The 14059-nt window shown below is 57.3% G+C and carries 15 protein-coding genes; 7 read left to right on the plus strand and 8 right to left on the minus strand.

Annotated features, from left to right (window positions below):
- Positions 1-89: 89 nt before the first annotated feature.
- Positions 90-845, plus strand: coding sequence for a tRNA pseudouridine(38-40) synthase TruA (gene truA / locus VFU50_18855; GenBank protein ID HEU5234923.1), 756 nt, complete (start codon positions 90-92; stop codon positions 843-845).
- A gap of 197 nt (positions 846-1042) precedes the next feature.
- Here truA and VFU50_18860 read toward each other — a convergent pair whose 3' ends face one another.
- A complete protein-coding gene (locus tag VFU50_18860) occupies positions 1043-1423 on the minus strand; it encodes a VOC family protein (GenBank protein ID HEU5234924.1) in 381 nt (126 codons plus the stop codon).
- Positions 1424-1493: 70 nt separating this feature from the next.
- Between VFU50_18860 and VFU50_18865 the strand changes: the two genes are divergently transcribed.
- Positions 1494-1931, plus strand: coding sequence for a MarR family transcriptional regulator (locus VFU50_18865; protein ID HEU5234925.1), 438 nt, complete (start codon positions 1494-1496; stop codon positions 1929-1931).
- A 15-nt stretch (positions 1932-1946) separates the two neighbouring features.
- Here the strand turns inward: VFU50_18865 and VFU50_18870 are convergent, their stop codons facing one another.
- The 5 genes from VFU50_18870 to VFU50_18890 all read right to left on the minus strand — a co-directional run bounded on the left by VFU50_18870 (position 1947) and on the right by VFU50_18890 (position 6051).
- Complete coding sequence (locus VFU50_18870; protein ID HEU5234926.1) at positions 1947-2468, minus strand: GNAT family N-acetyltransferase; 522 nt, start codon at positions 2466-2468, stop codon at positions 1947-1949.
- Positions 2465-3292, minus strand: a complete 828-nt coding sequence (gene lipB, locus VFU50_18875) for a lipoyl(octanoyl) transferase LipB (GenBank protein ID HEU5234927.1) — start codon at positions 3290-3292, stop codon at positions 2465-2467. The genes VFU50_18870 and lipB overlap by 4 nt, the downstream gene beginning before the upstream one ends.
- 190 nt (positions 3293-3482) lie before the next feature.
- Positions 3483-3698: a type II toxin-antitoxin system HicB family antitoxin gene (locus tag VFU50_18880; GenBank protein ID HEU5234928.1), complete on the minus strand. Its 216-nt coding sequence runs from the start codon at positions 3696-3698 to the stop codon at positions 3483-3485.
- A 42-nt stretch (positions 3699-3740) separates the two neighbouring features.
- A complete protein-coding gene (purD, locus tag VFU50_18885) occupies positions 3741-5018 on the minus strand; it encodes a phosphoribosylamine--glycine ligase (protein ID HEU5234929.1) in 1278 nt (425 codons plus the stop codon).
- 229 nt (positions 5019-5247) lie between these two features.
- Positions 5248-6051, minus strand: coding sequence for a VOC family protein (locus VFU50_18890; protein ID HEU5234930.1), 804 nt, complete (start codon positions 6049-6051; stop codon positions 5248-5250).
- Positions 6052-6329: 278 nt separating this feature from the next.
- Between VFU50_18890 and lexA the strand changes: the two genes are divergently transcribed.
- From lexA to VFU50_18905, 3 genes are all read left to right on the plus strand, one after another.
- The gene (lexA, locus tag VFU50_18895) at positions 6330-6950 is read left to right on the plus strand and encodes a transcriptional repressor LexA (GenBank protein HEU5234931.1); all 621 of its coding nucleotides are present in this window, start codon (positions 6330-6332) and stop codon (positions 6948-6950) included.
- Positions 6951-7486: 536 nt separating this feature from the next.
- Positions 7487-8869, plus strand: coding sequence for a replicative DNA helicase (gene dnaB / locus VFU50_18900; protein ID HEU5234932.1), 1383 nt, complete (start codon positions 7487-7489; stop codon positions 8867-8869).
- Positions 8870-9158: 289 nt separating this feature from the next.
- Positions 9159-9557: a DUF4118 domain-containing protein gene (locus tag VFU50_18905; protein HEU5234933.1), complete on the plus strand. Its 399-nt coding sequence runs from the start codon at positions 9159-9161 to the stop codon at positions 9555-9557.
- Here the strand turns inward: VFU50_18905 and VFU50_18910 are convergent.
- Complete coding sequence (locus VFU50_18910; GenBank protein HEU5234934.1) at positions 9519-10262, minus strand: DUF2071 domain-containing protein; 744 nt, start codon at positions 10260-10262, stop codon at positions 9519-9521. The two genes, VFU50_18905 and VFU50_18910, sit on opposite strands and share 39 nt — an antisense overlap.
- A 164-nt stretch (positions 10263-10426) precedes the next feature.
- Here VFU50_18910 and VFU50_18915 point away from each other — a divergent pair, with 164 nt between their 5' ends.
- Together VFU50_18915 and recA are read left to right on the plus strand one after the other, a co-directional pair.
- A complete protein-coding gene (locus VFU50_18915) occupies positions 10427-12013 on the plus strand; it encodes an FAD-dependent thymidylate synthase (GenBank protein HEU5234935.1) in 1587 nt (528 codons plus the stop codon).
- A 230-nt stretch (positions 12014-12243) separates the two neighbouring features.
- Positions 12244-13347, plus strand: coding sequence for a recombinase RecA (gene recA / locus VFU50_18920; GenBank protein ID HEU5234936.1), 1104 nt, complete (start codon positions 12244-12246; stop codon positions 13345-13347).
- 139 nt (positions 13348-13486) lie between these two features.
- Here the strand turns inward: recA and VFU50_18925 are convergent, their stop codons facing one another.
- Positions 13487-13951: a hypothetical protein gene (locus VFU50_18925; protein ID HEU5234937.1), complete on the minus strand. Its 465-nt coding sequence runs from the start codon at positions 13949-13951 to the stop codon at positions 13487-13489.
- Positions 13952-14059 lie beyond the last annotated feature (108 nt).

A 14059-nucleotide genomic window follows, 5' to 3' on the forward strand; every position in this document is an offset into this window, starting at 1 on the left:
AAAGAAGAGGTCACGAAATTTGGTTTCGCCTTTGTGACCTCTTGTGTTTTTGCCTCGTGACCTTCGTGTTCGCTCTTGGTTTTGATGAAATGTCCCGCAATTTCAAAGTGACCCTGGCCTACGACGGCGCCGATTTCTTCGGTTGGCAGGTTCAGCCGGATCGCCGCACGATTCAGGGCGAGCTTGCGGATGCGATTCGTCGCGTCACGGGAGAACAGGTTCTGCCGCACGGCTCCGGGCGCACGGATGCCGGCGTTCACGCGCTTGGTCAAGTCGCGAGCTTCGCGCTGGCAAGTCCCATTCCGGCACCGAATCTGCTTATTGCTCTGAATCACACGTTGCCGCCGTCGATCCGCGTGCTTGGAGTCGAGGAAGTTGCGCATGATTTTCATGCGCGGCACTCAGCGAAGGCGAAGACCTACGAATACCGCATCTATCGCGGCGACATCTGCCCGCCGTTTCTGGCTCGCTACGTTCATCATCATCCGTATCCGCTGAACGAGGAGGCGATGGGCCGGGCGGCGGAGTTTGTGATCGGCGAGTATGACTTCACCAGCTTCGCCGCCGTTGATCCCGAACGTGGGAAAGACGACGAACAGATCGATAACGTGCGTACCATCTTCTCTTCATCTTGGCAGCGTGAGGAAGAGATATTCACCTATCGAGTTCGCGGCGATGGATTCCTGCACCACATGGTCCGTAATCTGGTGGGGACGTTTCTATTAGTCGGGAAGGGGAGTCTCGGCGCTGAAGCGATTCCGAAGATTATCGCCGCGAAGAGCCGTTCCCAAGCTGGGCCTACAGCACCAGCCGAAGGATTGTTCCTGGTTAACGTTGAGTATTAACGGAACCGGCGGCTGTAGCCGCTGGGGCAGCCGCTTGTGTTGCGGCTGCTCATAAAGTGCACTACGCGATTGCGATGCTCGCGTTATCACGGAGCTCGGAGTTGGCCATTCGGCCAACTCCGACCTACCGCCTACCAGCACCCCAACAGCCGCAAAACCGGCGTCAGTTGGCGACCCCGGTACCGGCGGCGGTTCCGTTAGTGTCGCACTTCGCTCATGATGCTCAGCAGATTGCCTTCGCTGTCGCGGAAGAATGTCATCCACAGATCGTGATCGGGCAGTCTGGCGATCAGATGCGGCGAGTCGACGAACTGTACGCCACGCGATTTCATCTGCTCGTAGGCTCCATTGATTTCGGTCACCTTGAAATAAATGATTGAGGTTCCGGCTTCGGCCTTCTCCGGCTTGTCGAGCATCAGGCGAACTCCGCCGCAATCGAAGAACGACAGATTCCCGGCAGAAAAGAGATGCTTCATTCCCAGCTTGTCGCGATAAAACTCCGTCGCCCGCGCAACGTCCTTCACCAGAACGGCGATTTGGCCGATGCTATTGAGTGCAACTTGGATCCCAGTCGACATAGCCACCTCCTAACGGTTGTGCTACGATGCGAATAGTTAGCAATGCTAACTATTTGAACAGAGCCTGTCAATGCCCAAGAGCCCAAAGCCGTTTGAAGTAGCCGACGCCCTGCATTCCGCGGCCATTCACCTGCTCCGGCGATTGCGGGTCCAGGATCTGGCCAGTGGCATCGGCCCGGCGAAGCTTTCGGCCTTGTCGGTACTCGTGTTTTCCCGGCGTGCTCTCAGCCTGGCCGAACTCGCCGGCGCCGAGCAGGTGAAGAATCCCACGATGAGTCGTTTGGTGGCAGCCATGGAGCGCGATGGACTGGTAAGCGTTATGGCCTCCAAAGAAGATGCCCGTGCGATGCAGATCCGGCCTACAAGGAAAGGCGAGCGTCTGTTGCTGGCGGGAAAAGAACGGCGGGTGAATTCTTTGGCGAAGGTGCTGCAGGATTTGAACGAGTCAGAGCTGAGTCAATTGGAACAGAGCATAGGCTTATTGCGAAACGTGATTCGGCATCTTTAAAGCACCGGCCAGTGCTCAGAGGTCTTTCGCGTATTCAATCAACGTCATTCCAAAGAAATCCGTCGTACGTCCAGATCGCTCGTAGCCGTTCTTTTCATAGAACTTCATCGCGCGCGCGAGCGGGAGAGTGGTGTCGAGCGTAGCCCGGTTGCAGCCACTTTCCTGGAGCCACTGCTCGATCGCTCTGAGCAGATTCTTCGCTACTCCGCTGCTCTGATATTCCGGCAGAACAGCCATGCCGCGGAGATATCCTTCGTGCTCGTCGCAAAGTGACGCTGATACGGTTCCGATGACTTGATTGCCGACAGTTGCCACCAGCATGTGCATCCGTTGCATCCTGGTTTTGACGGCTAGTGAGTCGAGCACAGTGTCAGCAAATGCAGCCGCAGTGTACAGATGTTTATACGGCGCGAACGCCGCCTGCAGGCATGCAAGAATCTGATCAGAATCCTGCAGAACGGCTTGCCGTATCTGGAATGCGTGGTCTCTCATTGCCAGGGCGTTCCCATCGCGCCAAGGCCGACAAGAGCGATTCATCGCGAGGCTCCTTGGGCGGCCGGCGACGTTTCAGGCGCGAGCGCCTCTTCATTAGTCGCGCCGCCGTGAAGCAGCGCCTCGAGCGACTCCAACCAAAGCATCTGGCGAGCGAAGACGCGTCCGAAGTTGAGCGATACCGAGTATGCGACCTGTTCCAGAGTGGGAATCGGCCGTTTGCCCTCAAGCTCTTGCGCAATCGAAGTGACCGGGCGATCCGAGATGCCGCAGGGGACGATCAGCTTGAAGCAATCAAGATTCGTCGTGACATTCAGGGCAAAGCCGTGGCTGGTGATGCCGCGCGAAATATGAACGCCGATGGCGGCAATTTTTTTCTGATCCTGATTCGCGGATGCCTCCGACCACGGAGGATCAGTTTGGGAATCGATTTGTTCTTTCTGTCCAGAAGTAGTTCCTTGGGTCCAAACTCCAGTCAGTCCGCAAATGCGCCCGCAAGGAATGCTTAAGTCGCCGCAGGTGCGAATCAGCGCTTCTTCCATGCGACGCACAAATTCGACAGCTCCTAGGCGTGGTGAGAATCCGCGAAGATCAAGAATGGGATAACCGACGAGCTGTCCTGGTCCGTGGAAGGTGACATCTCCGCCGCGGTTGCTCTCGAAGAGCTCGACCCCGCGGCGTTTCAGAAGCTCATTCGAAGCGAGCAGGTTCTTCTGGCTCGCATTGCGTCCGAAGGTGATGACTGGAGGATGTTCCAGGAGAAGCAAGACATCTGGAATGCGCTGTTGTTTACGCAGCTCGACTAGCGACTGCTGGAGGTTCAGCGCCGTTCCGTAGTCGATTGTGCCGAGATGGAGAACGGTGATCACTGATTTTTGCCGATCTCAGGGATGGAGAGATTCTGACAGATTTTGCGGGCTAGCAGATTCGAGATTTCCGTGTGTCTCGGTACAGCTTCCATCTGCCCGGTTTGTGGGTTCATCCAGAGCTAATGCGATCCTCCGTCCCGTTCTAGAACGCATCCGCAATGACGAAGATGTCGCAACAAGGACTCGCGCTTCATCGAATGACGACGGTCTCACGCATGGCATCCGGGGGACTGCCTTTTAGCGCGTCCTCGCGTCGGTCTTCGAGAATTAGCGCAATCGCTTCTGCCAGATTTTGGCGGCACTCCGCAAGGGTTGTGCCCTGACCGTTTGCTCCGGGGATCTCGGGACAATACGCGATGTACCAGTCTCCATCGCGCTCGATAATCGCAGTGAATTCATTGTGCACAGCCGACCTCGTGCCGAACGCTATGAGTAGCTCCAGCTTTTTCTAATGATCACTCGCCCTCGCCGCTCGCGCAATGTCTTTGCGATACTGCATGCCTTCGAAGCGAATCTTCTCTACCGCTTCATATGCGCGTGCGGTTGCCGCCGCGAGATTTGGACCGTGAGCGGTCACGCCGAGCACGCGTCCTCCGGCGGTGACGACCTGATCGCCGGAATGAGCCGTGCCGGCGTGGAAAACCTTCACGTTTGGAACCCTGTCCGCTTCATCGAGTCCGTAGATCACTTTGCCGGTTGTAAACGAGCCGGGATATCCACCTGAAGCCATGACGATGCAAACCGCGGGCTCGGGCGACCATTGCAGCATGTCCGTCGTCAGCGCACCTTTGGCGACGGCTTCGCATGCGGTGACCAGGTCGCTCTCCAATCGGAAAAGTACGGCCTGCGTCTCGGGATCGCCAAAGCGGCAGTTGAACTCCAACACCATTGGACCACGCGCGGTCATCATCAACCCTATATAAAGGACGCCTTTGTAAACCACGCCCTCGGCCCGCATTCCGTTCACCACCGGACGCGCGATGTGATGAATGATCCACTCGCGCATGGTGGCGTCCAGCAGCGCATCGGTGGAATACGCGCCCATGCCGCCGGTGTTCGGACCAGTGTCCCCATCGCCCACGCGCTTGTGATCCCGCGAAGGAACCAACGGCACAATGGTTTCGCCATCGGTCATAACAAGGAACGAGAGCTCTTCTCCCTGCAGACACTCCTCGATCACCACTTGTGCGCCGGCGTCGCCGACCAGCTTGCGGGCGAGCATATCGCTCGCGATGCGCGCCGCTTCTTCTTTGGTCTTTGCGATCACGACGCCTTTGCCGGCGGCCAAGCCATCGGCTTTGACTACGACCGGCGTTCCAAAAAGGGAAAGCGCCTGCTGCACTTCGGCCGTATTGCGGCAGATCGCGTAGTGCGCGCTGGGCACGTTCACGCGCTGCATGAACTCCTTGGCGAACGCTTTGCTCGCTTCCAGGTGCGCGGCCTTTTGCGATGGGCCAAAGATGGCGAGACCGCGTCGCTCGAACTCATCGACCACGCCTAGCGTGAGCGGAAGCTCAGGACCTACAACGGTCAGATCCGGTTCGAGGCGATGTGCCAGTTGGACCAGTTCGTCGACGCTGTGCAGGTCGGCAGGAATGCAGGAGGCGTCGTGAGCGATGCCGGCATTGCCCGGCGCGCAGAAAATCTCGGTCACTCGCGGTGACTGCCGCAGCTTCCACACTAAGGCATGTTCGCGGCCGCCGCCGCCCAAAACCAGAATCCGCATCTTGCTCCGAAGTGAAAACGCGAGGGAACAGGCAAGGGTAGGGGGAAGGAAATGGTGGTGTCAACGGGCACTTCTTTTGCTTGTCATTCCGAAGCGCCTGGTGTTGGCGCTGAGGAATCCCTACGGATTTCGAGAATCTCCGGATTAAGATCCTCGCAGTCGATAGGGATTTCTCACTCCGGCTCACGCGAACTGCACGCGTGAGCCTCCGTTTCGGAATGACAAAAAACTACGCAGTCATCGACGTGACGTTGGACTTGCGCGCGCTCTGGAATACTGAGAACACCGCGCCCTGCGGATCGGCGATGATGGCGAAGCGTCCTACGCCTTCCATTGTCGTTGGACCGTGGAACACTTGCGCTCCGTTGCGTTTGGCCGTGTCAACGCTCGCATCGCAGTTGGAGCTCTCGAAGTAAAGCAGCCAGTGCGGTGGAGCATTGGGATTTTGAAATTCGACAGGCGGAACGCCGCCGATGTACTCGTCGCCGTTCTTGATATGGAGATAGCCGGAGGAATCATTCTCGCTCTGCTCCAGCTTCCAGCCGAAGAGCTGGGTGTAGAACTCGCTGGCACGAGCGATGTCGGGCGTGTTGAGGTCGGCCCAGCAGAAAGCTCCGTCAACGTTCTTCGCGCTAATTCCCGAGTTTTTCTTCGCCTCCCACGGGCAGAAGTGCGCGCCGGTTGGGTCCTGTACGACCGCCATGCGGCCGACGTCCATCACATCGAACGGCTGAGCGAGAACCGTTCCACCGAGTTCCGTCACCCGCCGTGCGGAGTCATCCGCATTGTCGGTCGCGATGTACAACATCCAGTGCGGAGGCACTCCCTGCGCCTGCTGATCTTTGCGTAGCGTGTAGCCCGCGGCGGCATCTTTGCCGTCGAGTTTGAACATCGAGTAGTACTCGTCTGGACCCATCGGCATATCGTCAACGGTCCAGCCAAACAGGTCGGTATAGAACTTTTTAGCCGCGCCCTGGTCGGTCGTAGCCAGTTCCATCCAACAGAAGGACCCGGGTTTGAGTGTGCTTGTCATGGCGCGTGAGTATAACGCCGGCGGCGGTCACAGGATTGTGAAATCTCGCCTTAATTCCGGAGTCGTAGGGATGAGCGGCGGTTAACGGATGATCGAACGAACCTGAGCCGGATCATTTCGTGATTTCGCGATTTCGCGATTGGCTTTCAGCGATTTGAAATCACGAAATCGCGAAATCACGAAATCAGCAATCAAGCTAATGGCTTAGATTCTCCAGATACTCGCTTTGCACAAATTCCGTTGACAAATTCGCCTTTTATTCGGAGAATATAACGCGTATGGCTCTCACCAAACGTCAGCGACAGATCTACGATTTCCTTGCCAACTTTGTAGCCACTAAAGGCTACTCGCCTTCCTTCGAGGAGATCGGTTCGGGCATGGGCCTGCGCTCGCTTGCGACCGTGCACAAGCACATCACCAATCTCGAGCGTAAAGGCCTGCTCAAGCGCGACTACAACCGCAGCCGCTCGATCGATCTGCTGCCGGTGAAAGGGATTCCGCGCGCGCGTCCGAAGCCGGCCGAGATGCTGCGCCTGCCTCTGGTGGGACGCATCGCCGCCGGTCGTCCGGTAGAAACCTACGAGAATCCGGAGACGATTGCTCTCGAAGACATCACGCGATCGAAGGAAGTTTTCGTGCTCGAAGTCCGTGGCGACTCGATGCAGGACGAGCACATCGTTGACGGCGATTACGTGATGGTCGAGAAAGCCAAGAACGCGCGCGATGGCGAGATCGTTGTCGCTCTTGTTGATGGCAGCGAGACAACGCTGAAGCGCTTTTATCGCGAAGGCCCGAAAGTGCGCCTGCAGCCGGCGAATGCGACGATGGCGCCGATCATGGTCGCAGCAAACGCGGTGCAGATTCAGGGAAGAGTGATTGGAGTGTTGAGGAAGTATTAGAAGCAGCTACTAGCTACCAGCTACTAGCTGCTAGCTACTACTCAGCCCCGGAGGGGCGACATGTGAGAGCCCAGCACAAGGTGCTGGGTATGCGAGAAGTGCTGAAAAGCGGCTTCGGCTTTGGCGCATTAAGGCGGAATGCTGGTGTGATTTCGGACCCTCTTAAGGCCTGTCATCCTGAAGCGCTTCTGTTGCGCGAAGGATCTCCGGCGATGCTTCGGACTGAAGTGCACTTTCTCGGCTCTCAACCCGAAACGGCAGAGTGCATCGTGAAGGAGCCTTCCAGACGCCGATTAAGTCCGAAATGTCGCCGGAGATCCTTCGCGCAACAGAAGCGCTTGAGGATGACAACTCTTAAAGAGCATCGAGTCGTAAAACATGGCGAAGCTGGATACGCACATGATTGCGTGCACATCCTCTGACGCTGTCCAACAATTCCCACAAAAAACTTTTTTATTCACAAGGTACTCACAGGAGTACCTCGGCAGCGAGAGATGAAACTGGAATTTCTCCGCTTACAATCCGCTGCTGGGACCTTGGCTACTGCAGACCTAAATCTCGAACGCGGCATGCCGGCGAGCATTGAGGCGGAACGCTCGATTCTCGGCGCCATTCTTCTCGACAACCTGGCATACAACGAAGCGGCGGAGACGCTCAAATCCGACGACTTCTATCTCGATTCTCATCGCCGTCTCTTCCAGCGCGTGATGGATCTGATGGAAACCGGGCGCCCGGTGGACATCATCACGCTCACCGAAGAGCTTTCGAAGAAGAAAGAAGTCGAGTCAGTCGGCGGCGTTGCGTACATCTCTTCGCTCACCGATGGACTGCCGCGACGACCAAGCATCGCGCAGTACGTTCGCATCGTTCGCGACAAGGCTCTGCTGCGCGCGCTCATCAGCGCGTGCAGCGCAGCGATGTCGCGCGCTGCCGATCAGGCCGACCCGGCGGAAGAGATCATCGACGCGGCGGAGTCGGCGATCTTTCAGATCTCCGAAAATCGCATCGGCCAGGGCTTTCTTGGAATTCCCGAGATCGTCAAGCAATCATTCGGCAGCGTCGACGCGCTGTACGAGCGCGGCCAGCGCATTACCGGCCTCGAGACCTACTACGAAAAACTGGACGAGATGACCAGCGGCCTGCAGCCTTCCGACTTGATCATCATCGCCGCGCGTCCCTCAATGGGAAAAACAGCATTCGCGATCAACATCGCCGAGAATGCTGCCGTGCGCGGCGGAAAAGTTGTCGGCGTCTTCTCGCTGGAAATGTCGCGCGAAGCTCTCGTGCTGCGCATGCTCTCGTCGCAGGCACACGTCGATTCACACAAGCTGCGCACCGGATTTCTGAGCCGCGAGGATCGACAGAAGCTCGTCTCGGCGCTCAACTCGCTCGCCGAAGCCAAAATTTTTATCGACGACACGCCGGGAATCTCGCTCACCGAAATGCGCGCCAAATCGAGAAGGCTCATGCAGCAGAACGGCAAACTCGATCTGATCGTTGTCGATTATCTCCAGCTCATGAGCGGAGGAGGAGGCAAGCGCTACGAGAATCGCACGCAGGAGGTCTCGGCGGTGTCGCGCGGTCTAAAGGCGCTCGCAAAAGAATTGCGAGTGCCGGTAATCGCGCTCTCCCAGCTGAGCCGCGCTCCTGAGAGCAGAGGAAAAGGAGAGCAGCGTCCGCAACTCTCCGACCTGCGCGAATCAGGATCGATCGAGCAGGACGCCGACGTGGTCGCCTTCATCTTCCGCGAGGAGTACTACATGCGCAAAGACGAAGTCCCGCCTGAGGTCGAGGGAGTAGCCGAGATCATCATTGCCAAACAGCGCAATGGGCCGACGGGAAGCGTCAAGCTGGCATTCCTCAAGAACTCGACCAGGTTCGAGAACATGATGGAGGGAGCACCACCGCCGGAGTACTAGGCTGGCGGCTTAGCATTCAGCAGTCAGCAATCAGCACTCAGTACCCAGCACACCCCAACGAAGTCCAAACTTGTCTTGCCATCGTATGAGCGGACTGGTGCAACGGGAGGAACATGGGTTGCTGAATGCTGAATGCCGAGTGCCGAGTAGCGAGTGATGACTGCCTCAACGACGCCCAAACTGTTGCAGCTACAAAATTTCCACATCGAGCAGCTCTCGATTTTTCCCAACACTACTCTCGGTTTTGGCATTCTAAGTATGCATGCGGTTTCGAGGACGCTCCAATCGATTGCTCCGGCTCCTCGACACCGCTATAGGTACCCTGCTCTGCGCGTCTGTCGCTCTGGTTTTGGCGTTGGTCTTTAATCAGACGCGCCTTGAATTCGCGCTTCCCCTTATTTGTCTTGCAGTTGTACTCGCCGTAGCAGCACGCTTCGGAGTAGCTACCGGAGTTCTCGGCAGCATCGTTTCAGCTTTTCTGTTTGCGTATTTCGTCTACTCGCCGGAAGGATCGTTCCACATCGCGAGCCCCGATGCGCGGGCGAACGTTTCGTGGTTGCTGCTGGGTGGGATTTCGCTGAGCTTCCTGTTCACTCCTCGCCACCAACAGGCTGAACCGCGGCAGGAACAGCCGCCAGGAGCAAATCCGCTAACCAATCCGCTCCGGCGCGAAGATGTAGACCTCTAGAAATTTTGAGAACTGCAGGATCGGCTTCGCTGGCGGTAGTTGGATTCCGTGCGCCGCAGCCATGGTGTTCTTCTCGAACTCCGCCTCGGCCGGCTGCAGCGGCCAGGGTAGATGATGAATTTGAATGCGGTGCACTACTCCTGAGCGGACTACATAGAGGCAATATCGCTCGGTCACGAAGTTTTCCACAGCAGTCTTCGTTGTGCACGCCGGGCCGGTCGGACGGTAGCGCGCCAGCAGATCGGCGCCGCGAGGACTCTGGCGGCGAATGCTGCGGTATCTGATTTCATCGCCAGCAGACTCGGCTTTCATCTCTGCCCAGAAATATGGGAGTCCAGCTCCCGCTCTCGCTCCCAGCACGGCCAGCACGCTCGCGGCGTCGAGGCTGAAGAAGTAAACGCCTGGTTTGTTCGGTTGCTGCGGTGCGCACACGTAGGTGCGGACATTCAGCTCCGGAAACGTGGACGCGGTCGGGATCGATGGAATTCCACGAAACCGGACACCGCTCATCCAGAAGGGAATCACTCCCACCCAGGCTTTGTCTTCGAAGGTGTCCAACTCAAGCTCACGCGGAACCAAGGGACGAATTTTTTCTGGCGGCACCGGCCAGTGTGCAAAGAGCAAATCGTGCCAGCGTTGGACCATCACCCACGGAAGATTCGGCAACGGCCAGGGGCGATGCGCGGTTTGCGAGAGGACCTCCACCGAATGAGTAAAGCACAAGCCAGAGCAAGGTGAACACGAAGGTCACAAAGGCAACAACAAGGTCACGGAGAAATCTTTGTGACCTCTTCCGTTTCCTTAGTGACCTTCGTGTTCGCTTTTCCCCGGTTGCCGTTCGCTCAGAACAAAGTTATGCTGACCTTCCGATGTCAGAGTCCAACGGAAGCAAGCCCTCCCTTACAGCAGATTCGAAGCAATCGACCGAAGTTTTTGCCGTGCATGGCGTCGAACCCGAAGTACAGGCCTACGCCATGGCCAAGTACTCGCGGTCGGCGCTGTCGATGAAGGAGTCGCTGAAGGAGATCAGCGAGCAAAAAGCCGAGCAGTTCCTGAACACTTTTTATTTCCAGTACGGCCATCGCTCAATCGCCGATCTCGCACATATTCCTCTCGCCATCGAGCGGCTTTCGATTCTGGCGGCGATCGCGCTTGTCGATGAGCAGCGATGGGACGGGCAAGAGCGTTCGACTCGCTATCAGAACTTCAAGAAGAGCGGCTTCTACGTTCCCGAATTCGCCAGCGACGACGACCGCAAGCTCTGCGTCGAAACTCTGCAGTTCCTGTTTTCCGAGTACGAGTATTTCTCCGACGAGATGTCGCGCTATCTAGCGACTCAAGTGGCGAAGCCGGCTGACATGATGCAAGAAGCGTATCAGCGCACGCTCCGCGCTCGCGCCTTCGACATCTCGCGCTATCTGCTTCCGCTTGCGACGAACACCTCGCTCGGACAGATCGTGAACGCGCGCACGCTGGAGACGCAGATCTCGCGGTTGCTCTCGCACACCCACGGCGAAGTCCGTCAATTGGGCGAAGCTTTACGCCAGGCAGCACGATCGGCGGCATGGAACATAAACGAGCCTACGTATCGCAAGCTGATCGACGAGATTGCCGCAGTAAATCCCGACCTTGCTACTCGTGCACGTGACGTGCTGCTGAAGGAGGTAAAGACCGCTCCAACGCTGGTGAAGTACGCCGAGGCGAATCGCTACGACATGGAAACTCGTTGCGAGCTGAAGCAGGCGCTCGATGAGTTGATGGGGCCGAACACCGCCATTCGTGAAAAGCGGACGGAAGATCATTTCGTCGTTGATCTCCTCGAAGACGAACCGCTAGAAATCGAGCTTGCGACGACGCTTCTGTACGGCGCTGGTCACTACAGCTATCGCCAGATTCGCGAGCGTGTGGAGTCGCTTTCTGCGGCGCGTCGCGATGAGATTATCGACATAGGGCTACGCCATCGCGGCAAGCACGACGAGCTGCTGCGTCCATTCGCAGCCGGCCAGGCGTTTCGTTTCGACATCCTGATGGACATCGGCGGATTCCGCGACATGCACCGCCACCGCCGCTGTATCCAGATCGAGCAGGAATTCACGAACCTTCACGGATATGACACTCCAGAAGAGCTTGCTGCAGCTGGACTTCGGGATCGTTACGACAAGACGATGCTCTTCGCTTCCGACCGCCATGATCAGTTCGCGGTGTCTCACGATGCGAATGCGGAACAGAACGCGCAGTACGTCCTGCCGCTCGCATACAAGAAACGCACGCTGTTCAAAATGGATTTTGCTGAGGTGCTATACATCGCCGAATTGCGCACTACGCCAGCGGGACATCGCTCATACCGTGAAGTGGCTTTCGCCATGTATGAAGCGGCGGCGCGAAAACATCCATCGTTGGCGAAGCACTTCCGCGTGCACGATGTTCGCGAGCCGGTGGACCTGTTGAAGCGTTGAAAACGGGGGAAGGGCGAACACTGAGGTCACGATGGCAAAGAGAAGGTCACGGAGAGATCTTCGTGACCTCATGGAGTTTACCTCCGTGGCCTTCGTGTTCGCCTTTCCTCGGCAGATTTCCATTGACGATTCGCTTTTTATTCTCTACAATCAGCGCATTGATTCTCAGAGAACACGCTCGGCTTATAATGGCGCTCTCGTAATCAATCCACACAACTCAGGAGAAGCACATGGCAGACGAGAAGGCACGCGCGATCGATCTGGCGCTATCACAAATTGAAAAGCAGTTTGGCAAGGGATCGATCATGCGGCTGGGATCGAAGGAAGCCATTGTGCCGATTTCGGTCATCTCCACCGGCGCCATTTCCTTCGACGCGGCACTCGGTGTCGGCGGCTTTCCCCGTGGACGCGTTATCGAAGTTTTCGGTCCTGAGTCGTCCGGCAAGACCACGATCACACTGCAGGTAATCGCGGAGGCGCAGAAGGCCGGGGGCATGGCGGCGTTCGTCGATGCCGAGCACGCGCTCGATCCGGTGTACGCGAAGAAGCTGGGCGTCGACGTCGATAACCTGCTGGTCTCGCAGCCTGACTACGGCGAGCAGGCGCTCGAAATCACCGAGGCGCTGGTTCGCTCCGGCGCCATCGACGTGCTCGTCGTTGACTCGGTCGCCGCGCTCGTTCCCAAGGCGGAACTCGATGGCGAGATGGGCGACAGCCATGTCGGTCTGCAGGCGCGACTCATGTCGCAGGCCTTGCGTAAACTGACCGGAACGGTCTCGAAGTCGCGCACCTGCCTCATCTTCATCAACCAGATTCGCGAAAAAATCGGCGTGATGTTCGGCAATCCTGAAACGACCACCGGCGGACGAGCCTTGAAGTTCTACTCTTCGGTCCGCGTCGATATCCGCCGCATCGCCGCCATCAAGGAAGGCGACATGGTCATGGGTTCGCGCACCAAGGTCAAAGTGGTAAAGAACAAAGTTGCCGCGCCGTTCCGTGAGGCTGAGTTCGACATCATGTACGGCGAAGGCATCTCGCGCGAAGGTGACATGCTCGACCTGGCGGCGAACCACAATATCGTCGAGAAATCAGGTTCGTGGTTCAGCTATAAGAATGAGCGGATCGGCCAGGGTCGCGAGAACGCGAAGGCCTTCCTGAAAGAAAACAAGGACATTGCCGTCAAGATCGAAGCTGAGGTTCGCAAGGCAGTTGGCCTGACCAGCGCGAACGAAAAAGCTGCTGCAGCCGCTGCCGGCCCGAACGGCTCCGGCGGCGAGCACGCGCATCCGCATCCAACGCCGATTTCGCGGCCGATTCCGATGCAGCGGAAGTAAGCGTTTTTGCGTGAGCAATCGCCTACGAACTTCGATGCCCCAGTGGACAGAGTGGACTTCATGGACAAGTCCACTCTGTCCATGAAGTCCACTTCGTCCATAAAGGCACTAAACCGAATAGGTAATGTGCCGGATAGCTCTACGGCTCGATTCTGATATTGAGCGTCGGTGGCAGGAACGAGATGCTCTGGTCCTTCTTCTCCACCCAGAGCGCCAGCGGTTCTCTACGATCGTTGATCACGGAAACGACAACCACTCCGCTGGAATTCTTCGGCGTGATGGCTTGGCGAATGCGGTGCGTGCGAATTTCGCCATACTCGCCTGTGGGACCCCAATCGAGCTCAAACGTCCCAAAGTTGTACCCGGAATATTTCTGCGGATGCTGTTTCCAGTTCGGATCAGCGTTCCAGATTGCGTAGGCTTTTTCGAAGTCCTTGTGCTCGACAGCGGTGAGGAACTTGTTGATGGTATGCTCCTCGCGCCAATCCCAGAAGTGATAAACGAGGAGCGCGACGATAATCGCAGCAATCAGCCCTGCAATCCAATAAAGCCGTCGGCGCTTATCGACCGACGGATCATATTCCTTCGCCTGGAAGATAGTCATTCTGTCGGAATAGACACCTGCCATCCAAGATACGACTCGGGAGCGACTCTCGGCAATCGGACCCTGGAACGGCGAACACGAAGGTCACGAAGACAACAAAAGAGGTCG

This window comes from Terriglobales bacterium (assembly GCA_035764005.1).
Classification (GTDB): domain Bacteria; phylum Acidobacteriota; class Terriglobia; order Terriglobales; family Acidobacteriaceae; genus Gp1-AA112.

Excerpts from the sequence above, each read along its gene's own strand:
- VFU50_18860 (HEU5234924.1), bottom strand. The coding sequence starts at position 1,423 with ATGTCGACTGGGATCCAAGTTGCACTCAATAGCATCGGCCAAATCGCC.
- VFU50_18865 (HEU5234925.1), top strand. The coding sequence starts at position 1,494 with ATGCCCAAGAGCCCAAAGCCGTTTGAAGTAGCCGACGCCCTGCATTCC.
- recA (HEU5234936.1), top strand. The coding sequence starts at position 12,244 with ATGGCAGACGAGAAGGCACGCGCGATCGATCTGGCGCTATCACAAATT.
- lexA (HEU5234931.1), top strand. The coding sequence starts at position 6,330 with ATGGCTCTCACCAAACGTCAGCGACAGATCTACGATTTCCTTGCCAAC.
- purD (HEU5234929.1), bottom strand. The coding sequence starts at position 5,018 with ATGCGGATTCTGGTTTTGGGCGGCGGCGGCCGCGAACATGCCTTAGTG.
- VFU50_18925 (HEU5234937.1), bottom strand. The coding sequence starts at position 13,951 with ATGACTATCTTCCAGGCGAAGGAATATGATCCGTCGGTCGATAAGCGC.
- VFU50_18870 (HEU5234926.1), bottom strand. The coding sequence starts at position 2,468 with ATGAATCGCTCTTGTCGGCCTTGGCGCGATGGGAACGCCCTGGCAATG.
- VFU50_18915 (HEU5234935.1), top strand. The coding sequence starts at position 10,427 with ATGTCAGAGTCCAACGGAAGCAAGCCCTCCCTTACAGCAGATTCGAAG.
- truA (HEU5234923.1), top strand. The coding sequence starts at position 90 with ATGTCCCGCAATTTCAAAGTGACCCTGGCCTACGACGGCGCCGATTTC.
- VFU50_18890 (HEU5234930.1), bottom strand. The coding sequence starts at position 6,051 with ATGACAAGCACACTCAAACCCGGGTCCTTCTGTTGGATGGAACTGGCT.